This is a genomic window from Roseateles sp. FW305-36, assembly GCF_058787015.1.
In genome coordinates this window covers 166,904-188,463 of the sequence record NZ_JBYSZK010000001.1, presented here as the reverse complement: position 1 = coordinate 188,463, position 21,560 = coordinate 166,904, and the positions used below count along the sequence as shown (strand labels likewise).

The window sequence follows — 21,560 nt, the reverse complement described above, 5'->3', positions numbered from 1 at the left end:
CGATTGGGGTTGGCGTGGTGGACGAGCATAGCCGCGCCGGGGTAGCGTCACCAAGCTTGATTTGGCGCAAGCCCCTACACGCCAGCCCTCCCTAGCATGGCCTGGCCACTCAAGACCAAGGAGAACCTCATGCTCGAGCGACTGCTTCTGCTCGCCACCGTCGCCGCCTCGATGGCGGTGACCTCTCCCGCGCACAGCGCGACGGATGCCGCCAATCTGCCGGTCATCCGCGCCCAGCTGACCAGCCCGCCCATGGTGCCGCCGCCCACGGCGCGCAAGGCGCCGGCCAAGGTCATCGTCGAGCTGGAAGTGGTCGAGAAGGAAATGCCCATCTCCGAAGGCGTCAACTACACCTTCTGGACCTTCGGCGGCACGGTGCCCGGCAGCTTCATCCGCGTGCGCCAGGGCGACACGGTGGAGTTCCACCTGAAGAACCACCCGAGCAGCAAGATGCCGCACAACATCGACCTGCACGGCGTCACCGGCCCCGGCGGCGGCGCGGCCTCCAGCTTCACGGCACCCGGCCACGAGTCGCAGTTCACCTTCCAGGCCCTGAACGAAGGCATCTACGTCTACCACTGCGCCACGGCGCCGGTGGGCATGCACGTGGCCAACGGCATGTACGGCCTCATCCTCGTCGAGCCGCCGCAGGGCCTGCCCAAGGTCGACCACGAGTACTACGTCATGCAGGGCGACTTCTACACGACGGGCAAGTACCGCGAGAAGGGCCTGCAGCCCTTCGACATGGAGAAGGCCATCGACGAGCGCCCGACCTATGTGCTGTTCAACGGCGCGGAAGGCGCGCTGACCGGTGAACGCGCCATGGGCGCCAAGGTCGGCGAGACGGTGCGCATGTTCGTCGGCAACGGCGGCCCCAACCTCGTGTCCAGCTTCCACGTCATCGGCGCCATCTTCGACAACGTGCGCTTCGAAGGCGGCACGCTGGCGCAGAAGAATGTGCAGACGACGCTGATCCCCGCGGGCGGCGCCGCCATCGTCGACTTCAAGGCCAAGGTGCCGGGCAGCTATGTGCTGGTCGACCACTCCATCTTCCGCGCCTTCAACAAGGGCGCCCTGGCCATCCTGAAGATCGACGGCCCCGAGAACAAGGCCATCTACTCCGGCAAGGAAGTCGACTCGGTCTACCTCGGCGACCGCGCCGCGCCCAACCTCCAGGCCGTGGCCACCGCGACGACCGCGGCCGCCACCGGCACGCTGACGCCCAAGGACCAGATTGCCGCCGGCCAGGCCCTGTTCGCCGGCACCTGCTCGGTCTGCCACCAGGCCAACGGCGCCGGGCTGCCGGGCGTGTTCCCGCCGCTGGCCAAGTCCGACTTCCTGAACCAGGACACCAAGCGCGCCGTCAACGTCGTGCTGCACGGCCTGTCGGGCAAGGTCAAGGTCAACGGCAAGGACTACGACTCGGTCATGCCGCCGATGAACCAGCTCAACGATGACGAAGTCGCCAACATCCTGACCTATGTGTTGAACAGCTGGGGCAACCCGGGCGGCAGCATCTCGGCCGACGAGGTCAAGAAGCAGCGCTCGGCCAAGCCCGCCACGACCAACCAGGCAGGCCACTGATGAGCCTCACCACCGCGCTGACCCTCCTGGCCGGCGCGGCCTATGTCGCGCTGCCGGCCGGCACCCTCAACAGCGTGCTGGCCCGCGACACCGACCGGGAGCCGACGCCGATCGCCGCGTTCAAGCTGCGCGAAACGCCGGTCACCCGCGACGAGTTCCGCCGCTTCCTCGTCAGCCACCCCGAGTGGCAGTCCAGCCGCGCGCCGGCGGTGTTCGCAGGCAGTGGCTATCTGCAGCACGAACCGGACGAGACCGCGGTCCCGGTCACCGAGGTCAGCTGGTTCGCCGCCCAGGCCTATTGCGAGGCGGAAGGCGGCCGGCTGCCGACCTGGTACGAATGGGAATACGCGGCCGCGGCCGACCCCACCCGCACCGACGCACGCGGCGACCCGGCCTGGCTGGCGCGCATCCTCGGCTGGTATGCGCGGCCCGCCAGCGGCCCGCTGCCCGAAGTCGGCGGCCAAGCCAATGTCTACGGCGTGCGCGACCTGCACGGCCTGGTGTGGGAATGGGTGGACGACTTCAACGCCCTGCTCGTCAATGCCGACAGCCGCAGCAGCGGCGACCCCGACAAGCTGAAGTTCTGCGGCGCGGGCGCCATCGACCTGCAGGACCGCCAGAACTACGCGGTGCTGATGCGCATCGCCCTGCTCTCTTCGCTCAACGCCGCCGACAGCACCGGCAGCCTGGGCTTCCGCTGTGCACAGGAGATCAAATGATGATGAAGCGCCTGTTCGCCTGCGCCTGGCTGTGGCTGGCCGGCGTGGCCCTTGCCCTGCCCGGTGACTCCGTCTACCAGCTTGACGCCCAGCTGACCGACCAGCTCGGCCATGCCGTCAAGCTCGACAACGCCCGCGGCCAGCCCGTGCTGATCAGCATGTTCTACACGTCCTGCCAGTTCGTCTGCCCGATGCTGATCGACGCAGCCCGCGACACCCAGGCCGCGCTGAGCGAGGCCGAGCGCAAGCGCGTCAAGGTGCTGCTGATCAGCTTCGACCCGGCGCGCGACACGCCCGCCAAGCTGGAGAGCATGGCCAAGGAACGCGGCCTGGACGCCTCGCAGTGGACGCTGGCCCGCACCGACCCCGCCACCGTGCGCAAGATCGCCGCGCTGCTGAAGTTCCAGTACCGCGCCCTGCCCGACGGCGAGTTCAACCACAGCGCCGAACTCATCCTGCTCGACGGCGACGGGCGCGTGACGGCGCGCACCAGCATGCTGGCTGGGGCGGATGCCAAGCTGGTCGGCGCGATCAAGAAGCAGCTGGCCCAGCGCTAGCGGCGCACGCGGATCTCGACGCGGGCTTCGGCAGCCGGGTACTCGCGCAGGCGCGCCACCACGTGGAAGACCCCTTCCGCGGCGGGTGCGGTGTAGCGCGCCAGATACCGGCCGTCCTCATCACGCGACTCACTGGCTTCCAGCCGGCCACCGGCCTGGCCCTCGACGAGCTGCCAGTCCACGTGGAAAAGAATCGCCTCGCCTCCCTGTGGACGCGCCTTCAGGCTGACCTGCTCGCCCGGCGCCAGCTGCAGTTGCTCGGGCAACAGCTCCAGCCGCGGCGTTGGCACGACCGGCCGCGCGGCCAAAGTGGGCGACGCGCAGCCCACCAGACCCGCAATCAACGCCCCCAGCGCAGCCGCGACGCGCCGACGGCTCCGTGACGTGGCGGTATGTTTCGACATGACAAGCTCCAGTAAAAAAGGGCGGCCCGACAGGCCGCCCCTGGCTCAATGCAAGTGTGATCTCACTGGACGGTGAGCGTGATGTCGTCCAGCACGAAGGACGTCGCGAGCGACGAGTCTTCAGTGCCCAGGAACTTGATGGTCACGGTCTGCCCGATGTAGGCGCCCATGTTCAAGCTCTTCAGCACATAGCCGGAAGCCGCGTTGGCATTGGAGTAGGTCGCCAGCGTCGCCAGCACGGTGCCGGCGCTGTTCAGCACCTGCACCTTCAGCGTGTCGTAGGCCGTCGTACCCGTCTCCTTGGTGTCGATGTGCAGATAGAACGACAGCGTGGCGCCGGACTTGCCTGCGGGGATGCTGACGGTCTGCGCCGCCGAGTCGGTGTGCGAGCTGCCATAGCCGTTGAGCCACAGGAACCAGCTGCCGCCATGCGAGGTTTCGCCGCTGCAGCCGCTGCTGCTGGTCGAGCAAAGCACGCCCGAGGTCAGCGTCCAGGGGCTGGCCGTGCCGCTCTCCAGGCCGGTGTTGCCCAGCAGCTGCGACGAGGTGCTCACCGTGACGGAGCTCGTCTTGGTGTTGCTCGCGCCACTCACGCTGTCGGTCACCGTCTCGCTGACGCTGTAGGTGCCCGATGCGGCGTAGGTGTGGCTCGGGCTGGTCGTCGTCGACGTCGAGCCGTCGCCGAAGTTCCACGCGTGCGAACCGATGCTGCCGCCGGTGTCGGTCGAGGTGTCGGTGAAGTTCGCCGTCAGGCCACTGGTGGTGAACGTGAAGTTCGCCACCGGCGTGCCGCCGCTCGGGCTGACCGTCACCGAGACCGTCTTGGAGCTGGTCTTGCCACTGGCGCTGTCCGTCACCGTCTCCGTCACGCTGAAGGTGCCAGCGGCGGCGTAGGTGTGGCTGGGGCTGGTGGCCGAGGACGTGCCGCCATCGCCGAAGGTCCATGCGCGCGACGTGATCGTGCCGCCGGAGTCCGTCGAGGTGTCGGTGAAGTTCACCGTCAACCCGGTGGCCGCGAACGTGAAGTTCGCCGTCGGCGTGCCGCCGGAGCCCGTCACGATCGGATGCGTCAGATCGCACCGGTTGGTGTCGTTCGACCAGGTGCTCTGCATCGCAAAGCTGCCGGTCGACATTGCCACCAGCGCCGAGGCACCCTGGCCCGAGCTGATCCAGGCGCACTCGTCGGCGTTCTCCTGGCCGTTGTAGCTGGAGCCGGTCTGGTTGATCCAGCCACCCGCCGGGTTCTGGTCGGTGATGGTCTCGGCGTACTCATGGCCGCCCACGAGGGAGAAGCCGTCGAGCACCGAGCTGACCGAGCTCTGGCCGCAACTCGTGCCCGCGTCGGTCACATAGGGCATGTTGGTGAACGCGATGTCGCCGTAGGGCGAGTTGACCGCGCCCCCCGAGAGCGTCGTGTCGCCGGTGTAGTCGTGCCAGGCGCAGAAGCCGCCGTTGGGCGTGTTGAAGCCGTCGGGCTTGGTGCCGGTCGGCGACATGATGATGTACTGCACGTAGCGGTTGGAGGCCGCCGTCGTGTTGCCGAAGTGGGCCGCCGCCTTGACGGCCTCGGCGCCGATCTGGTTGCCGGTCGCGGCCGACGGTGCCGCCGCGGAGTTGTCGTACCAGACGCCGGCGAGCACGCCGCCACCCGTCGGATAGCCGACATGAGGGGCGCCGGCCGGGCAAGTGGTGGCGCCCTTGGCGACCAGCGGGCCGTCGCAGTACTGCGTCATCACGCCGGACCACAGTTCGCCGTTGGTGCCCAGGCCCTTGATCCATTTCTGCATATAGGGCGCTGCACTCTTGGTGTCACCCGTCAGCGTCATGTAGCCACTGGCGTCCGTCCCGGACGTGCCCCATTGGCTGCCCCAGAACACCAGGTAGACGCGCGGCGTGCCGCTGGTGACGCCGATGCCGTTGACGCCACCGTTGTAGCTGAGCGTCTGCGTGCCCGTGGCTGCCGCCACGGCGGCGGAAGCCTTGCCTGCGGCCACGGCGGGGTGCACGGGCTGGTTGGCAGCCGCCCAGGCGCGCATCTTCTCGTGCACCTCGCGAGTTGCGACGACACCGTGGCGATACGGGTGGCCGACGCGCGGCGAATGGGGGTTGACCACGTCGGTCGCATTGCCTGCGTCCTTGGGTTGGCCGGTCGTGTCGGCCGAGGCCAGACCCATCGTGGTACACAAACCAATCAGCGCGGCACCAAGGCCGAGCCGGCGTTTCAAATGATTCATAGCTCCATCTACTCCAGAGTGAGGGTGACTGCTGGGACGAGAAAGATCGACGCTCAGCCAGATGGGCGAGCGCGAGCGCAGATACGCCGCGTGAACACCGATCCCAACGAAACCTCGAGTTCGAGGCGGGCGCGATGCTAGGTGGGGGGCTGGGGCCGGACTTATGCGGGTGATCCCGTCCGTGTTTTCAGCGTCACCGCCGTGAAATGAGGCGGGAAGGCCGCGTCCGCGCCTCGATTGCAGGCGGCATCTTCTCTATGAAAAACGGGGCTTTCGACGCAGGGGCACAGCCTCCCGGCTCACCACTTCTGGACGCTACGCGGCGCCGCTTTTTGAAACACTCGACAGCCAGCCGACAGTCCGCCGAAAGCTTGCGATGTGCAGGGGTTGACAGCCCGCTCGCGATGCCAACGCCGCACTGGCGACCGGACACATCCGGCGCCGCGGCGTAGCTTCGAGATCACTCCCACTCGATGGTCGCGGGCGGCTTGCTGCTGACGTCGTAGGTGACGCGGTTGATGCCGCGCACCTCGTTGATGATGCGGCCCGACGTCCGCTTGAGCAGGGAGTAAGGCAGCTCGGCCCAGTCGGCCGTCATGAAGTCGCTGGTCTGCACGGCGCGCAGGGCCACCACATAGTCGTAGGTGCGGCCGTCGCCCATGACGCCCACGCTCTTGACCGGCAGGAAGACGGCGAAGGCCTGGGACGTCAGCGCATACCAGCTCTTGCCCGAAGCCGGGTCGATGGTGTTGCGCAGTTCCTCGATGAAGATGGCATCCGCGCGGCGCAGCAGGTCGGCATAGTCCTTCTTGATCTCGCCGAGGATGCGCACGCCCAGGCCCGGGCCCGGGAAGGGATGGCGGTAGACCATGTCGGCCGGCAGGCCCAGGGCCACGCCCAAGGCGCGGACCTCGTCCTTGAACAGCTCGCGCAGCGGCTCCAGCAGCTTGAGCCCCAGCGTCTCGGGCAGGCCGCCGACGTTGTGGTGGCTCTTGATGGTGATGGCCTTCTTGGTCTTGGTGCCACCGCTCTCGACGACGTCGGGGTAGATGGTGCCCTGGGCCAGCCACTTGGCGTTGGTGAGTTTCTTGGCCTCGGCCTGGAAGACCTCGACGAACTCGGCGCCGATGATCTTGCGCTTGCGCTCCGGGTCGCTGACGCCGGCCAGCTTGCCCAGGAACTGCTCGCTCGCGTCCACATGCACGACCTTGGCATGCAGGCGGCCGGCGAACATCTCCATGACCATCTGGCCTTCGTTCAGGCGCAGCAGGCCGTGGTCGACGAAGACGCAGGTCAGCTGGTCGCCGATGGCGCGGTGGATGAGGGCCGCCGCCACCGAAGAGTCGACGCCGCCCGACAGGCCGAGGATGACCTCTTCGTCACCGACCTGTTCGCGGATCCTGGCGACGGCCTCGTCGATATAGCTGCCCATCTGCCAGTCGCCCTGGCAGCCGGCGATGTCGCGCACGAAGCGGCGCAGCAGCGCATCGCCCTGCACCGTGTGCGTGACCTCGGGGTGGAACTGCACCGCGTAGTAGCGCTTCTCCTCGTTGGCCATGCCGGCGATGGGGCAGCTGGGCGTGGAGGCCATCAGCTTGAAGCCCGGCGGCATGGCGGTGACCTTGTCGCCATGGCTCATCCAGACCTTGAGCATGCCGTGCTTCTCGGGCGTCTCGAAGTCCTGGATGCCTTCCAGCAGCTTGGTGTGGCCGTGGGCGCGCACCTCGGCGTAGCCGAACTCGCGGTGGTCGGCCGCCTCGACCTGGCCGCCGAGCTGTACCGTCATCGTGAACATGCCGTAGCAGATGCCCAGCACCGGCACGCCGGCGTCCCAGACGGCCTGGGGTGCGCGCAGTTCGTGGTCCTCATACGTCGAGGCGTGGCTGCCGCTCAGGATGATGGCCTTGGGCGCGAACGACTTGATGAAGTCGTCGGACACGTCGTTCGGGTGGATCTCGCAATACACGGCCGCCTCGCGCACGCGGCGCGCGATGAGCTGGGTGACCTGGGAGCCGAAGTCGAGGATGAGGACTTTGTCGTGTTGCATGGTGATCTCAGGCGGTTTGCAAAGCGGTGCGCTGGCCGTGGAAGAAGCGATAGGCCACGATCAGGGCCGTCAGCTGCAGGGCGGCGCAGGTGTAGAAGGGCAGGCCCATCAGCGGGTCGGTGGCGGGGCGGTGCGACACCCAGCCCAGCAGCGTCAGGCCGATGACTGGCGCGATGACGGCCATCAGGCTGTTCAGCGAGGACACGGCGCCCATGGCCTGGCCCTGGTGGTGGGCGCCGGCAGCATTGGAGATGATGCTCTGCACCGCCGCCGTGGCGACGCCGCCGAGCAGGTTGAAGGCGATGACGGCATACATCATCCAGCCCTCGGTCGCGAGGCCGAAGCCGAGGTAGGCCACCGAGGCCGAGCCCATGCCGATGAGGGCCAGGCGCTGCGGGCTGAAGCGCGCCAGCAGCGGCTTGAGCAGCACGCCCTGACTGATGACGGAGACGATGCCGACCGCGAACAGCGACCAGCTGACCTCCAGCGGTCCCCAGCCGAACTTGAACTTGGTGTACAGCACCCAGGTCATGTGCAACATGAACTGGGCCAGCGAGGCCAGCGCGATGACGACGACCAGCGAGCCGACACCCTTCAGCGCCGCCAGGCCGCGCAGGGCCGAGACCGGGTTGGCCTTCTTCCAGTTGAAGCCGGTGCGCCGGTCCAGCGGCAGGGACTCGGGCAGCACGAAGAAGCCGTAGCACCAGTTCAGCACGGCCATGCAGCCGGCCGCGATGAAGGGCCAGTGCACGTCGTAATGGCCCAGCCAGCCGCCGATGACGGGGCCGAGGATGAAGCCCAGGCCGAACATCGCGCCCAGCTGGCCGAAGCGGCGCGCCCGGTCTTCGGCCGGCGTGATGTCGGCCACATAGGCATTCGCGATGGCGATGTTGGCCTGCATGGCGCCCGAGAACAGGCGCACGACGACCAGCATCCACAGCGCCGTCGCGATGGCGGTGACGAAGAAGCTCAGGGCCAGGCCGGCAAAACCCATCAGCAGCACGGGACGGCGGCCGAACCGGTCCGACAGCGAGCCCAGCACGGGAGAGCCGATGAAGTTGGCCACGCCGAAGGCCATGGTGACCATCAGGAAGGCCGAGGTCTGCTCATCGTTGCTGTGCGTGAACGTGCCCACGATATGCGGCAGCACAGGCACCATCAGCCCGATGGAGATCATGTCGATCAGCACGGCGGCCATGATGAAGCCCATGGCCGGGGTGCGTTGCGTGGATGCGCTCATCGTGTTCCTGAAAAGCGAAACGGGGCGATCTGGCGTCGCCCCGTTGTCGCTGTCGGCAGCTTATTCGCTGCGGTAGTTCGGCGCTTCCTTCGTGATCTGCACGTCATGGACATGGCTCTCGCGCATGCCCGCCGTCGTGATCTCGACGAACTCGGCCTTGTTCTGCATGTCGGCAATCGTCGCGCAGCCGCAGTAGTGCATGGAGGCCTTCAGGCCGCCTGCCATCTGGAAGATGACCTGCACGACCGAGCCCTTGTAGGGCACCTGGCCTTCGATGCCCTCGGGCACCAGCTTGGACGTGTTGGGGTTGTTGCCCGTCTCGGCCTGGAAGTAGCGGTCGGCGCTGCCCTTGGCCATGGCGCCCATCGAACCCATGCCGCGATAGCTCTTGAAGGTGCGGCCCTGGTAGAGGATGGTCTCGCCCGGCGCTTCCTCGGTGCCGGCGAAGGCGCCGCCCATCATCACGCAGTCGGCGCCGGCGGCGATGGCCTTGGCCAGGTCGCCGGAGTAGCGCACGCCGCCGTCGGCGATGACCGGCACGCCGGTGCCGCGCAGGGCCGTGGCGACGTTGTCGACCGCGGTGATCTGCGGCACGCCGACGCCCGCGACGATGCGGGTGGTGCAGATGGAGCCGGGGCCGATGCCGACCTTGACGCCGTCGGCACCGGCTTCAACGAGGGCGAGGGCGGCCGCGCCGGTGGCGATATTGCCGCCGATGACATCGACGTTGGGGAAGGCGCGCTTGACCCAGCGCACGCGCTCGACGACACCGGCGCTGTGGCCGTGGGCGGTGTCGACGATGATGGCGTCGACGCCGGCCTTGACCAGCAGTTCGACGCGCTGCTCGGTGTCGTCGCCGAAACCGACCGCCGCGCCAACGCGCAGCTTGCCGTGGCTGTCACGGGCGGCGTTGGGGAAGCTGGTCTGCTTGGTGATGTCCTTGACGGTCATCAGGCCGCGCAGCTCGAAGGCATCGTTGACAACGACGACGCGCTCCAGCTTGTGGGTGTGCATCAGGGCCTTGGCTTCATCCAGCGACGCGCCTTCACGCACCGTGACGAGCTTTTCGGCCGGCGTCATGATCTCGCGGACCTTGGCGTCCATGCGCGTCTCGAAACGCAGGTCGCGGGCCGTGACGATGCCGATGACGCGCTTGCCCTCGACGACCGGGAAGCCCGAGAAGCCGTGCAGGCGAGTCAGCTCGACGACGTCGCGCACGGAGGCATCGGGCGAGATGGTCAGCGGCTCGCGGACGACGCCGCTCTCGTAGCGCTTGACCCGGGCCACTTCGCGCGCCTGCGCTTCGGCGCTGAGGTTCTTGTGCACGATGCCGATGCCGCCTTCCTGCGCGATCGCGATCGCCAGGCGAGCTTCGGTCACGGTATCCATGGCGGCGGACACCAGCGGCAGGTTCAGGGGGATATTGCGCGACAGGCGGGTCGCAAGACTGGTGTCGCGGGGCAACACCTGGGAGAACGCTGGCACCAACAGAACATCGTCGAAGGTGAGCGCTTTGCCGAGAAGGCGCATGAGGAAAGCTCCAGACGCAAAGCGGCATTATACGGAGGGTCAGATGACCCGCCCTGCCCTGCGGGCGCGGAAGGCCTTCGCAAAGCTGTGGGCAACGGTTGCGCCCCAGCGTGAGTTGCGTCGCGTTTGCAACCATTGCTCACAGGTGAACAGGCTCTAAACTGGCCGGATGCCTCGCCAAGCCCTCCGCCAAGCCCTTCTCGTGCTGCTCTGCCTCGTCGCTGCCGGCGCCGCCCAGGCGCAATGGAAGTGGCGCGACGCCAAGGGCAATGTGCAGTACAGCGACATGCCGCCGCCGGCCGGCACGCCCGAGAAGGACGTTCTGCAGCGGCCCTACCCGGCCAAGCCCACCATCGTCGTGGCACCGTCCGGGGCTGCGGCCAGCGCCGCCTCGGCGCCCAAGGCGGCCGCCAGCGCGCCCACCAAGGCCGAACTCGAAGCCTCGGCACGCCAGAAGCAGGACCAGGACAGCGAGACCTCCAAGAAGAAGGAAGAAGAGCGCCGCATCGCCGCCCAGCGCCGCGAGAACTGCAGCCGCGCCCAGGCCAATCTGCGCGAACTGCAGAGCGGTACGCGCCTGACCCGCACCAACGACAAGGGCGAACGCGTCTTCATGGACGAGGGCCAGATCGCCGCTGAGGTCGGCCGCGCCCGCGACGCCATCACCAGCGAGTGCCGCTGATCAGGCCTTGCCCGCCTGCGGCCGGTGCCGCGACACGATGCGTTCGCCGCGCTTGGCATAGCGCAGCCGGCGGGCCTCCTTGGGGTCGACGGTCAGCGGCCGGTAGACCTCGATGCGGTCCCGCTCCCTGAGCAGCATGCCCAGCGGCCTCACCCGGCCCCAGATGCCGATCCGCAAATCCTCGAGCGCCTGGCTCTGCGCCGCCATGAAGTCGGCACAGCCGCGCAGCGCGCCTTCGAGCGTGGCGCCCTCCTCCACCTCCAGCCAGCGGTGCTGAACGTCGCCGGCGGCCGGACTCCAAACCAGTTCAACGCGCACCGTAGAGGCTTTCCGCGCGCTGCACGAAGCTGTCGACGAAGGTGTTGGCGATGCGATCGAAGACGGGGCTGACCACCGCCTCCAGGGCGCCGCTGTTGAAGGCATAGCTCAGCTCGAAGGCGATCTTGCAGGCCGTGGCCTCGGCATCCGCACCGGGCTTGTTCAACGGCAGGAACTGCCAGAGCCCGTCCAGCTTGGAGAAGGGCCCGTCGACCAGTTCCATGCGCACGGTGCGGCCGTCCTCGTTGAGGTTGCGCGTCGTGAAGGCGTGGCGCACGCCGGCGTAGGCGAGGTGCAGACGAGCCGTGACGGTGTCGGTCTCGCGCGCCAGCACCTCGACCTCGTTGCACCAGGGCAGGAATTCGGGATAGCGCTCCACCGCGGTGACCAGCTCGTACATCTCACGCGGCGTGTACCAGAGCAGAACTGACTTTTTGACCTGCTTCATAGAATGACGGGATTGTAAGAAGGGCTCCAGGCCCCAGATCCCACTTCATGTCCATCGCCGAGAACCGCCGCGCCCGTTACGACTACCACATCGAAGAGCAATTCGAGGCCGGTGTCGTGCTCTCTGGCTGGGAGATCAAGGCCATCCGCGCCGGCCAGGTCCAGCTGACCGACGGCTACGTGATGATCAAGGACGGCGAGCTGTTCCTGATTGGCTGCCGCATCAACGCGCTGCGCAGCGCCTCCACCCACGTCTCACCCGAGGCCGACCGCACCAAGAAGCTCTTGATGCACAAGGCCGAGATCAAGCGCCTGGTCGGCAAGGTCGAGCAGCGCGGCTTCACGCTGGTGCCGCTCAACCTGCACTACAAGGGCGGCCGCGTGAAGGCCGACATCGCGCTCGCCAAGGGCAAGGCCCAGCATGACAAGCGCGAGACCGAGAAGAAGCGCGATTGGGAACGCGAAAAAGGACAGTTGATGCGGCACGCATCGACCGGCCGCAAGGCCTGAGACGCGCAGCGGCTCATTGGACTTTTCGCCAAAAGGGCCAGTTGATGCGGCACAAGGTGTCAGCCAAGGGCTGACAGGGCCTGCTCGATGTCCGCCTTGAGGTCGTTGCCGTCCTCGAGGCCAATGGCGAACCGCACCAGGGTGCCGCCATCGAAAGGCAGCGGCAGGTCGCGGCTGCGGCTCATGTCGTAGGGCACCGCCAGGCTCATCGGGCCGGCCCAGGAATAGCCGATGCCGAAGAGCTGCAGGGCGTCGACAAACGCATCCACCTGGGCCGCGCTGTAATCCGCCCTGAAAACGGCCGAGAACAGGCAGGCCGCGCCTGCCCCGCCGACGGCCAGCCAGTTCTCATGGCCCGGCGAACCGGGGATGGCCGGATGGAAGACCTGAGCCACCTCGGGCCGGCCGGCCATCCAGCTCGCCAGTTGCCGCGTCACGCGGTCCTGGGTCTCGTAGCGCAGCTGCATGGTCGGCAGGCCGCGCAGCACCAGCTCCACGTCGTTCTGACCCAGGCCGTAGCCCAGGTGTTCGTGCGCGTGGTTGAGCCGGTCGTGCAGCTTGCGGTCACGCGTGCAGACAGAGCCCATCAGCACATCGGCGCCGCCGCTGGGGTATTTGGTCAGGGCCTGCATGACGATGTCGGCGCCCAGGCCCGGGTGGGTCGTCGGCGCCGGCTCGAAGCCGTTGAAGGCCAGGCCCGCACCCCAGGTGTTGTCCAGGGCCGTCGTGATGCCGCGGGCGCGGCAGACGGCCAGCGTGCCCAGCAGGTCCGGGAACTCCAGCGTGATCGAGCCCGCGGCCTCCAGCCAGACGAGCTTGGTGTTGTCACGCAGCTCCGGCACCGTCAGCGGATCGTAGAAGCGATGCGTGACGCCCCATTGCGGCAGCCAGGACTCGGTCAGGTAGCGGTTCTGGCCGTAGACGTTGTCCGGCACCAGCACCTCGTCGCCCGGGCGCAGGATGGCCAGCGACGGCAGCGTCACCGCCGCCAGGCCACTGGGCACCAGCAGGCAGTGCTCGGCATGCTCCAGCGTCGCCAGACGCGCGGCCAGGGTGTAGCTGGTGGGCGTGCCGTGCAGGCCGTAGCGGTAGGTCAGACCATCGCGCGGCCGGGGCTTGTGCAGGTCGGCCGTGTCCTTGAAAAGCACGGTCGAGGCCTTGGCCACCGGCACGGGCACCGCGTCCCAGCCTTCCGGGGCGCGGTAGGGGTGGTGGATGAGCTGGGTGCTGGGAGCCTTCTTGCTCATCAGACCAGGCTCGCCACCAAATCGTGGCCGTCCGCGGCAACGATTCGTGCGCGAACAAAATCGCCCACCTTCATCGTCTTGCTGGCCTTCTCGGGCGGCAGGATCTTCACGGTGCCGTCGATCTCGGGCGCGTCCGCGTAGGAGCGACCCACGCCGCCCTTGCGGCCCAGGGCCGGCGCGGAGTCGACGAGGACCTGCAGGGTCTGGCCCACGCGGGCCTGCAGCTTGGCGGCCGACACCTGTTCAGCCACCGCCATGAAGCGCGCGCGGCGCTCCTCGCGCACCTCGGTGGGCAGCGCGCCGGGGATGTCGTTGGCGCTGGCGCCTTCCACCGGCGAATAGGCGAAGCAGCCGGCGCGGTCGATCCTGGCTTCCTGCATGAAGTCCAGCAGATGCTGGAACTCGGCCTCGGTCTCGCCGGGGAAGCCGGCGATGAAGGTCGAGCGGATGACCAGCTCGGGGCAGGCCTCGCGCCAGCGCAGGATGCGCTCCATGTTCTTCTCACCGTTGGCCGGGCGCTTCATGCGCTTGAGCACGTCGGGGTGGGAATGCTGGAACGGCACGTCGAGGTAGGGCAGCACCAGGCCCTGGGCCATCATCGGCAGCACCTCGTCGACGTGCGGGTAGGGGTAGACGTAGTGCAGGCGCACCCAGGCGCCATAGGGCTTGGCGATCTCGCCGAGCTGGGCGACGAGGTCCAGCATCTTGGTCTTGACCGGCTTGCCGTCCCAGAAGCCGGTGCGGTACTTCACGTCCACGCCATAGGCCGAGGTGTCCTGGCTGATGACCAGCAGTTCCTTCACGCCACTCTCAAACAGCGCGCGGGCCTCGTTCAGCACATCGCCGATGGGTCGGGACACCAGGTCGCCGCGCATGCTGGGGATGATGCAGAAGGAGCAGCGGTGGTTGCAGCCCTCGCTGATCTTCAGATACGCGTAGTGCTTGGGCGTCAGCTTGACGCCAAAGCTGGGCACCAGGTCGACGAAGGGGTCGTGGGGCTTGGGCACATGGGTGTGCACCGCGTCCATGACCTCCTGGGTGGCATGCGGGCCGGTCACGGCCAGCACGCTGGGATGGATCTCGCGCACCAGGCTGCCGGCGTCCTTGCTGGCGGCACCTGCCTTGGCGCCCAGGCAGCCGGTCACGATGACCTTGCCGTTCTCGGCCAGGGCCTCGCCAATGGTGTCCAGGCTTTCCTTGACGGCATCGTCGATGAAGCCGCAGGTGTTGACGATCACCAGGTCGGCGCCGGCAAAGGTCTTGGAGGTTTCATAGCCCTCCGCACGCAGTTGCGTGAGGATGAGCTCGGAGTCTGTGAGGGCCTTGGGGCAGCCCAGGGACACAAAGCCGATCTTGGGCGCGGCGACCGGAGCGGCGGTGGTGGCGGATTCGTTCATCCGCCTATTTTCGGCGATGTGGCGGGGAACCGTGCCAGGCGCTCAAGCACGCCCGCCGGAAATGCCTATTTCTTGGTGCCAAACGGGAACATCACCCCCGCCTGCTTGAGCTGCTCCTGCCACTGGTTCATCAGCGTCTTGGACTGCTCGGCATAGCCCCCCATCAGGCCGGTCCAGGCTTCGGGCGTGAAGGGCATGCCCGGCGTCTGCTCGGAGAAGCGCGACTGCATGTCGGTGAAGGCCTGCATCTGGCGTTCCAGCAGGCCGCCCATGACGCCCTGCATGGCATGGCCGTAGAAACGGATGATCTGGGCCAGGGAGTTGGTGGAGAACATCGGCACGCCGCCCGTCTCTTCCTCCAGGATGATCTGCAGCAGGATGGAGCGCGTCAGGTCTTCCTGGGTCTTGGCGTCGTGCACCTCGAAGTCGACGCCTTCCAGCACCATGCGCTTCACGTCGGCCAGCGTGATGTAGCTGCTGGTCTGCGTGTCGTAGAGACGGCGGTTGGGGTATTTCTTGAGGACGCGCAGACCGGGCTTGCTGTCGCCGGTCTGGGCCTGATCGGGTGCCGCTTTCTTGCGGGCTGTCGCCATGCGGTGATCTCCTGTGCAGTGCAGCAAATTCTAGGCAGACGATCATGGTGACCCGGAACGGGTTTACCTGGGGCCGAAACAACAATACTCCGGCGACGCTCCGGGCCATCGGCAAGTGAGTTGGCACGCGTGCCGGAAAGCCTCCCGCTTTCCCTTGTAAATCAAGAGCTTAGCCTGCATCGCGCGCACGGGTTGCGTCGATGCTGGTGACCTGATCGCAGCGCTTGCGCCGGCCGGCGCGATGCAGCATCGGCTCGGTTCACCGTCCATCGGCACGCACGTCTGACACTTCGCCCAGCGCCTCGACCCGAGTCTGCGTTGACGCAGCCATGTCGCATCGGCGCCCCAGGGAGAATTGCCATGCGTATCCAACCAAGAACGGCCGCCCCACCCGGGCCGACCAGGCGGGCTTCGTGCCGCGCGCCCGGGATCGGGTGAGGCCGTGGCGGCGCCGCTCACCGCGCGCGAACTCGAGGTGCTCGAGGCCATGGCCAAGGGGCTCGATTGCAAGGACATCGCACGCGCTCTGTGCATCAGCGAGCTCACGGTGCGCAAGCACCGCAGCAACATGCTCGGCCGGTTCAGCATGCACAACGCCGCGGCGCTCGTGGCCCACGCGAGGAAGCTTGGCTGGCTGAGCGAGGCCCGCGCACCTCCAGCAGCTGCCGCTGTCGCCTCGTGAGCAGGAGGTGCTGACGCACGTGCTGGCAGGTCGCACCAGCAAGGAGATCGCCCGCCTGCTGTGCCTCAGCGATCTGACCGTGCGCAAGCACCGCGAGAACCTGCTGCGCAAGCTGGGCCTGACGAGCACGGCCCAGCTGTTGGCGCTCGCGCCTGCGCCAAGTGACGAAGGCACCACCTGACACCAAGATCCGTCCCTCAGCAGATCCCACTGAATACGACATTAGGAGTATTGCTGCCACCCTGGCCGCTCCGCATGATGAGTTCCATCGATCGCGGGCATCCAGCACCGCGACCTCGGCTCACCAGGGGGAGCTCATGTGGGTTGACACCACGCCGCTGCGCGCGCCGCAATCGCTGCGGCTGCCACATCCGCGGGATGCGGTCCCGACACCGGCGGAACGCGCCGGAGGTCTGACGGCCTTGCAGGCGATGACGAGCGGCGAGGCCGCCGTGCGAGTCGCGCTGCTCGACGGGCCGGTCGACCAGACCCATCCGTCCCTGCGAGGTGCACGGCTGCAGGTCCTGGCTCCGCCGGCCATCACGCCCTCGGACGGCCCGTCGCTGCGGCACGGCACGCAGGTCGCGAGCATCCTCTTCGGCCAACCGGGTTCGCCTGTGCACGGGGTTGCGCCGCACTGCACCGGGCTGGTCATCCCGATCTTCGAAGACACGGTCGGTGGCATCGTCCCGTGCAGCCAGGCCCGGCTCGCCGCTGCGATCCACACCGCACTGGCGCACGGCGCCCACGTCATCAACGTCAGCGCGGGCGAGCGCTTGCGCAACGGCCCGGTGGACCAGCGCCTGATCGACGCAATCGCCGCCTGTGCGGCCGCCAACGTGCTTGTGGTCGCCGCAGCGGGCAACGACGGATGCGACTGTCCGCATGTTCCCGCGTCGCTGGCGCCCGTGCTCAGCGTCGGCGCTGCGGACGCTGACGGCGTGCCGCTGGCGAGCAGCAACTGGGGCGCCGAATACGAGGGGCGCGGACTGCTGGCACCGGGCGATCAGGTCCTGTGCGCCGAGGTCGGCGGCGGCGCCCGAATGAGTGGGACGAGCGCAGCGACGCCGCTGGTGGCCGGCGTCGCCGCGCTGCTGCTGAGCCTGCAGTGGCGGCGCGGTCAGCGGCTCGATCCCATCGGCATCGGACGACAGCTCCTCGCCCACGCGGCCCCGTGCGATCCGCGCCACTTCCCGCAGTGCGACCGCCACCTGGCCGGCGCGCTGCGTCTCCCGCCCATCGTCAGGTCCCTTCAGGAAGGAAACCCCGTCATGTCCAGCATCGCCCAAGATCCGACGCCGCCGTCCTCCGACGCCCCCGGCCAAACCACGTTCAACGACGAGGCTGCCGCGGCGAAAGCCGGCCTGTCGCCGTCTTCGTGCAGCTGCAAGGACACCGGCTCCGCCGCAGCAGCAGCGCCCGTGCGCGTCTACGCGCTCGGCGCGCTGGGGTACGACTTCGGCACCGAATCCCATCGCGACGCCTTCGCCCAGGCGATGCCGGCGGAGGCGAACTCGCCACATGCGCCCACACAGGTACTGAAGCACCTGCACCAGCAGCCGCATGAAGCGCAGTCGCTGATCTGGACGCTGAACATCGACGGCACGCCGGTCTACGCGCTTGCACCGTCAGGCGCCTACGCCGCCACGGTCTTCGACCGTCTGCGCGAATTCCTCGAGGCCCAGATCGCAGGGCGGGCGCGCATCGTGTCGGTGCCGGGTCATCTCGCGGGCCAGATGCGTCTGCAATCGGGACAGCTGGTGCCGCTGCTCGTTCCCGTGCTGAGCGGCATGTACTGCTGGTCCACCGATCACATCGTCGAGCAGGCCGTCGGCCAGCGACCTGACGACCCGTCCAGCCAGGCGGACTTCGACCGGCGCGCGCAATGGCTGCGCAATTTCCTGTCGCGCGTCTATTTCGACCTCCGCAACCTGGGCCAGAAACCGGAGGACCGCGCGCTGAACTTCTCCGCTACCAACGCATTCCAGGCCGCCCAGGTCATGCGCGAGGTCGCGATGGACGAGCAATCGGAGCTCAACACGATCACCGTGCGCAGGAGCCCGATCTGCCGGCCGGACTCCGACTGCTACGACGTGCAGCTGCGCTTCTTCAATCCGCAGAACACGCACATGGCCGACCGCGTCTTCCGGTTCACCGTCGACGTGAGCGGCATGGTGCCCGTGAGCATCGGGCAAGTCCGCTCCTGGTACGAGCGCTGAACGACGCCAACGATCGATCCGCCTTCACCCATCGCCTCCGCGCGATCCCGTGGTCTCGCGATCACGCCCGGCCTCCGTCGAGGCCATCGCCCGGCGCCTGCGCGCCGGATCTCCGTCAGCACGCCCAGGGAGGGCATCCCCATGAACCATTCGCCCAGATCCCCGCCTGCGCTCGCACGCCGGCCCTTCACGCCGTCGCCCCCGGGCCGCACGGCTCTTCCCATCGATCAAGGAGTACATCCATGACATCGCTTCCGTTTGCCGCGCCAGTGGCGCGCGATCCTTACGCTCCGGCGGCCCGCTGGGCCGCACCGGTCGGCTTGCTGCCGTCGGCCTGCACCGCCGCGCAAAACCAGCTCATCGGCGAGTGCCTCGGCAATGGCGAGCAGATCGTCGGCAAGTTCAATTGCGCGGCCTGCTGCGCATTGCGCGGTGCCCTCATGTGGCGCCACCCGGCAACCGGCCAGGCCGTCGCCTGCCACTGAGCCCTCGTCCGCCCCGGGAGCCGCGGCCTTGACCGCACGGTCAGTGCTGGCCCGGCTCCCTGTCCATCCACCTTCAGGGAATCAACACCATGTCAGACCAAGCCATGTTCAGCCAGCTGTACAACGCCCTCGTCGGCAACCTCGGCACGCCGAACTTCCAGTTGCTCGGCACGCCCAAGGACTTCAGCTGGAACACCGCCCCGACCGGGCAATGGGATCCGGCGGCCTACCAGGTCGTCAGCGGGATGCCGCAGTGGTCCGCGATCGGCCAGTCCGGCAGCCTCGACGCGACGCTGTTCGATGCCGTCCGCCAAATCTTCGGCCATGTGACCTTCAAGGTCAGCCCCGAGCAGCAGGCCAACCTGAACGCGCTCACCAACACCTGCGTCGAGAAGAGCAACGCGATGGTCAAGGCCAACAGCGACATGAACCAGGTCTACCTGAGTTCCAAGCAGAACGGCGGCGTGATCTTCGCGGCGCGCTATCCGGACATCAACGCCTGGATCAACAACGCGCCCGAGGCCGCGGCCTATGTCAAGACCATCCAGGCGGCGACCGATGCCTACAACCAGGCGGTCAAGATGAAGCTCGAGCTGGAGCGGGCCGGCATGCCCAGCGACCTGCAGCGGGCCATCGACATGATGCAGATCCCATCAGGCGATCCGGCCACGGCCAACGCGCCGGCGGGCTGGACCAAGGTGCCTGACGGCGCTGGCATCCTGCGCTGGCAGCCGGACTTCCGCATCGACACGACCGGCTCCAACTGGCGCGCGGCGCTCAGCCAGGGCAGCGCCGGCGCGTTCTCGATCTCGCTGAAGGCATCGGAGTCCAGCAGCGACTTCAAGTCCTCGTTCGCGAAGGGCTCGGCCAGCGTCGGCAACCTGTTCTGGAGCGTCAATGCATCCGGGGGGTGGAGCAAGTCCGATCTTTTCAACCAGGACTCGAGCTCGTCGGTGACCATCAGCTGCGAATCCTCGACCCGGGTGAAGGTGGATCCGGGCGACTGGTATCCGGGCGGCTTCCTGAGTGCGCTGGGCAAGGCCCAGCAGGGGCCCAACGCCCAGGGCTACACGATCGTCGCGCCGTGGGTGGCCAATGGCGGGCCGGGGTCGAGTTCGCTGTTCGGCCCCAACGGCATCGTCGCCGCGCGAGTGTCGGAGCTGCTGGTGGTCTACAAGCCGTCGTTCGAGATCACGATGAGTGCCAACAGCTATCAGCAGAACAAGCAGGCGTTTGATGCGAGCGCGGGCGTGCGCATCGGGCCGTTCACTTTCGGCGGCTCCGGCGGGCACGAGAGCGAGTACACGAAGAGCACTGCCAAGGCCAACACCTTCAGCGGCGGCAGCACCTCCGAGAACCCGCAGATCATCGGCGTGATCGTCGATTTTCCTGGCGTCGCCTGACCCGAAACCCGCGGGCGGCGCAAGGGATGGAGGAGGCACCGCCCGCACACCGGAGCATGATCATGAGCGTGATCCAGCAGTTCCTGGCTGGCCTTGACAACGTGATCCCGGCGCCGCCGCCGAGGCCCGTAGCCGGGCGCCGGCGTGCTCTTGCAGCCACCGCACCACCGCCCCTGCTGCCGGGACAGATGGTGATACCGGCCACGGCCTGGAGCTGGCCGGATCCGGTCATCGGGACGACGGGCAGTGCGCAGTTCCATTTCGCCGACGCCGTCCCCCAGTCCACGGTGGACGGGGCGCTCTATCAGCCCTCGTCGCGCAGCTTCTCGCAGAGCTACATGACCTTCCTGCGGGTGCTTGCCAGCAGCAGGTTCCCGTATCCGGATCTGCTGCAGACCGCGCTGCAGCAGATCGCGCCACCCACGGGCGACCCCGCCACGGCACCGACCCCCCCGGGGTGGACCAAGGTGACCGAGGCTGGATACGCCCAGTGGCGGCCCATCTGGACGCTGCAGCCGCCGAGCGCATCGGCATGGATGGCAGCCGTGGAGGCGGGGACCCTCCACAACCCGAACTCGCTGCGACTGGCGCTCAATGAAGTACCGGGCGGGGGCGTTCAGTCGCCTGCGCCATTGCGCGCCCTGGGCGCCGACGGCAGCGATCTGCCGCTGCCCGCGGCGACGCTGGACACGGTGACGATCACCGCGGCGTGCTGGGACCAGGTGTTCGTCTATCCCGGCAGCTGGTATGACGCGTCGATGCTGGCGCTGGGCCGCAGCCTGCTGCCTGACCCCAGCGCGTTCTTCGGCCCGAATGGCCTGATGGCAGGCCGGGTCGCAGCCTTCTATGTGGCCTTGAGCCCCAGCTTCGATTTCACCGCGGCGGCACCTATCCCGGGCGCCCTTCGACAAACCCTGGACCAGGCGAGCACGGTGCTGGCGATGGGGGTGCCGGTCCGGCGTTCGCCCACGGACGGGACGCAAGGCCAGGCCCTGCTGCTCGAAAGCGCCTGGACCGCCCCGGCCATCGTGGGCGTGCGAATCGAGATGCCGCCGTGACGTACCAGTGGGGCGTCAGGTCACTGAGGCCCATGCCGGCAGGACGCCGGCGCGGAATGGAAAAATGCCTCGGATCCGAAAGGACCCGAGGCATTTTTGACCTACCAATTTGGTAGGCGCGATTGGATTCGAACCAACGACCCCCACCATGTCAAGGTGGTGCTCTAACCAACTGAGCTACGCGCCTGAAGAGCTGCGCACTAT

At 67.7% G+C, this 21,560-nt stretch carries 21 protein-coding genes and 1 tRNA gene; 11 read left to right on the top strand and 11 right to left on the bottom strand.

The features are described 5' to 3' along the window. Nucleotides 1–171: 171 nt before the first annotated feature. Genes nirK through AC3WOE_RS00855 form a run of 3 tightly spaced genes read left to right on the top strand, consistent with a single transcriptional unit; the run spans nucleotide 172 to nucleotide 2,860 of the window. Complete coding sequence (gene nirK / locus AC3WOE_RS00865; RefSeq protein ID WP_492688468.1) at nucleotides 172–1,584, top strand: copper-containing nitrite reductase; 1,413 nt, start codon at nucleotides 172–174, stop codon at nucleotides 1,582–1,584. Further along, nucleotides 1,584–2,303 carry a formylglycine-generating enzyme family protein gene (locus AC3WOE_RS00860; protein ID WP_492687608.1) on the top strand — a complete coding sequence of 240 codons (720 nt, stop codon included), beginning with the start codon at nucleotides 1,584–1,586 and terminating at the stop codon, nucleotides 2,301–2,303. The genes nirK and AC3WOE_RS00860 overlap by 1 nt, the downstream gene beginning before the upstream one ends. Beyond that, complete coding sequence (locus AC3WOE_RS00855) at nucleotides 2,300–2,860, top strand: SCO family protein (protein WP_492687607.1); 561 nt, start codon at nucleotides 2,300–2,302, stop codon at nucleotides 2,858–2,860. The genes AC3WOE_RS00860 and AC3WOE_RS00855 overlap by 4 nt, the downstream gene beginning before the upstream one ends. Here the strand turns inward: AC3WOE_RS00855 and AC3WOE_RS00850 are convergent. The 5 genes from AC3WOE_RS00850 to guaB form a co-directional block, all read right to left on the bottom strand. Continuing rightward, nucleotides 2,857–3,264, bottom strand: a complete 408-nt coding sequence (locus tag AC3WOE_RS00850) for a hypothetical protein (RefSeq protein ID WP_492687606.1) — start codon at nucleotides 3,262–3,264, stop codon at nucleotides 2,857–2,859. The genes AC3WOE_RS00855 and AC3WOE_RS00850 overlap by 4 nt on opposite strands. 62 nt (nucleotides 3,265–3,326) lie before the next feature. Further along, the gene (locus tag AC3WOE_RS00845; protein WP_492687605.1) at nucleotides 3,327–5,438 is read right to left on the bottom strand and encodes a PKD domain-containing protein; all 2,112 of its coding nucleotides are present in this window, start codon (nucleotides 5,436–5,438) and stop codon (nucleotides 3,327–3,329) included. 520 nt (nucleotides 5,439–5,958) lie between these two features. Beyond that, nucleotides 5,959–7,545 carry a glutamine-hydrolyzing GMP synthase gene (gene guaA, locus AC3WOE_RS00840; protein WP_492687604.1) on the bottom strand — a complete coding sequence of 529 codons (1,587 nt, stop codon included), beginning with the start codon at nucleotides 7,543–7,545 and terminating at the stop codon, nucleotides 5,959–5,961. Nucleotides 7,546–7,552: 7 nt separating this feature from the next. Further along, complete coding sequence (locus AC3WOE_RS00835; RefSeq protein WP_492687603.1) at nucleotides 7,553–8,785, bottom strand: TCR/Tet family MFS transporter; 1,233 nt, start codon at nucleotides 8,783–8,785, stop codon at nucleotides 7,553–7,555. 60 nt (nucleotides 8,786–8,845) lie between these two features. Next, complete coding sequence (gene guaB, locus AC3WOE_RS00830; protein ID WP_492687602.1) at nucleotides 8,846–10,315, bottom strand: IMP dehydrogenase; 1,470 nt, start codon at nucleotides 10,313–10,315, stop codon at nucleotides 8,846–8,848. A gap of 169 nt (nucleotides 10,316–10,484) precedes the next feature. Here guaB and AC3WOE_RS00825 point away from each other — a divergent pair, with 169 nt between their 5' ends. Then, nucleotides 10,485–10,997, top strand: coding sequence for a DUF4124 domain-containing protein (locus AC3WOE_RS00825; protein ID WP_492687601.1), 513 nt, complete (start codon nucleotides 10,485–10,487; stop codon nucleotides 10,995–10,997). Here the strand turns inward: AC3WOE_RS00825 and AC3WOE_RS00820 are convergent, their stop codons facing one another. Both AC3WOE_RS00820 and AC3WOE_RS00815 read right to left on the bottom strand, forming a co-directional pair. Then, nucleotides 10,998–11,315 (bottom strand): RnfH family protein, encoded by a 318-nt coding sequence (locus AC3WOE_RS00820; protein ID WP_492687600.1) that lies wholly within the window; start codon nucleotides 11,313–11,315, stop codon nucleotides 10,998–11,000. Next, entirely contained in the window at nucleotides 11,305–11,763 is a 459-nt protein-coding gene (locus AC3WOE_RS00815) for a type II toxin-antitoxin system RatA family toxin (RefSeq protein ID WP_492687599.1), read from the bottom strand. The genes AC3WOE_RS00820 and AC3WOE_RS00815 overlap by 11 nt, the downstream gene beginning before the upstream one ends. Nucleotides 11,764–11,810: 47 nt before the next feature. Here AC3WOE_RS00815 and smpB point away from each other — a divergent pair, with 47 nt between their 5' ends. Further along, the gene (smpB, locus tag AC3WOE_RS00810; protein WP_132570045.1) at nucleotides 11,811–12,272 is read left to right on the top strand and encodes an SsrA-binding protein SmpB; all 462 of its coding nucleotides are present in this window, start codon (nucleotides 11,811–11,813) and stop codon (nucleotides 12,270–12,272) included. 59 nt (nucleotides 12,273–12,331) lie between these two features. On the opposite strand, the gene AC3WOE_RS00805 is transcribed toward smpB, so the two are convergent. The 3 genes from AC3WOE_RS00805 to phaR form a co-directional block, all read right to left on the bottom strand. Then, entirely contained in the window at nucleotides 12,332–13,519 is a 1,188-nt protein-coding gene (locus AC3WOE_RS00805; protein WP_492687598.1) for a PLP-dependent transferase, read from the bottom strand. Then, nucleotides 13,519–14,916: a 30S ribosomal protein S12 methylthiotransferase RimO gene (gene rimO, locus AC3WOE_RS00800; protein WP_492687597.1), complete on the bottom strand. Its 1,398-nt coding sequence runs from the start codon at nucleotides 14,914–14,916 to the stop codon at nucleotides 13,519–13,521. Before rimO ends, AC3WOE_RS00805 begins: the two co-directional genes overlap by 1 nt. Nucleotides 14,917–14,981: 65 nt before the next feature. Beyond that, nucleotides 14,982–15,509, bottom strand: coding sequence for a polyhydroxyalkanoate synthesis repressor PhaR (gene phaR / locus AC3WOE_RS00795; RefSeq protein ID WP_492687596.1), 528 nt, complete (start codon nucleotides 15,507–15,509; stop codon nucleotides 14,982–14,984). 442 nt (nucleotides 15,510–15,951) lie between these two features. Between phaR and AC3WOE_RS00790 the strand changes: the two genes are divergently transcribed. The 6 genes from AC3WOE_RS00790 (at nucleotide 15,952) to AC3WOE_RS00765 (ending at nucleotide 21,356) form a co-directional block, all read left to right on the top strand. Continuing rightward, nucleotides 15,952–16,191 carry a response regulator transcription factor gene (locus tag AC3WOE_RS00790; protein ID WP_492687595.1) on the top strand — a complete coding sequence of 80 codons (240 nt, stop codon included), beginning with the start codon at nucleotides 15,952–15,954 and terminating at the stop codon, nucleotides 16,189–16,191. Between the two features lie 7 nt (nucleotides 16,192–16,198). Continuing rightward, nucleotides 16,199–16,372 (top strand): response regulator transcription factor, encoded by a 174-nt coding sequence (locus AC3WOE_RS00785; protein WP_492687594.1) that lies wholly within the window; start codon nucleotides 16,199–16,201, stop codon nucleotides 16,370–16,372. A gap of 136 nt (nucleotides 16,373–16,508) precedes the next feature. Continuing rightward, nucleotides 16,509–18,410: a cyanobactin maturation protease PatG family protein gene (locus AC3WOE_RS00780; protein ID WP_492687593.1), complete on the top strand. Its 1,902-nt coding sequence runs from the start codon at nucleotides 16,509–16,511 to the stop codon at nucleotides 18,408–18,410. Between the two features lie 242 nt (nucleotides 18,411–18,652). Next, nucleotides 18,653–18,895 carry a hypothetical protein gene (locus tag AC3WOE_RS00775; protein ID WP_492687592.1) on the top strand — a complete coding sequence of 81 codons (243 nt, stop codon included), beginning with the start codon at nucleotides 18,653–18,655 and terminating at the stop codon, nucleotides 18,893–18,895. Between the two features lie 89 nt (nucleotides 18,896–18,984). Further along, a complete protein-coding gene (locus tag AC3WOE_RS00770; RefSeq protein ID WP_492687591.1) occupies nucleotides 18,985–20,298 on the top strand; it encodes a hypothetical protein in 1,314 nt (437 codons plus the stop codon). Nucleotides 20,299–20,360: 62 nt separating this feature from the next. Further along, nucleotides 20,361–21,356, top strand: coding sequence for a hypothetical protein (locus AC3WOE_RS00765; RefSeq protein WP_492687590.1), 996 nt, complete (start codon nucleotides 20,361–20,363; stop codon nucleotides 21,354–21,356). A gap of 110 nt (nucleotides 21,357–21,466) precedes the next feature. Here the strand turns inward: AC3WOE_RS00765 and AC3WOE_RS00760 are convergent. Continuing rightward, nucleotides 21,467–21,543: transfer RNA gene (locus AC3WOE_RS00760), tRNA-Val, on the bottom strand. Between the last annotated feature and the right edge of the window lie 17 nt (nucleotides 21,544–21,560).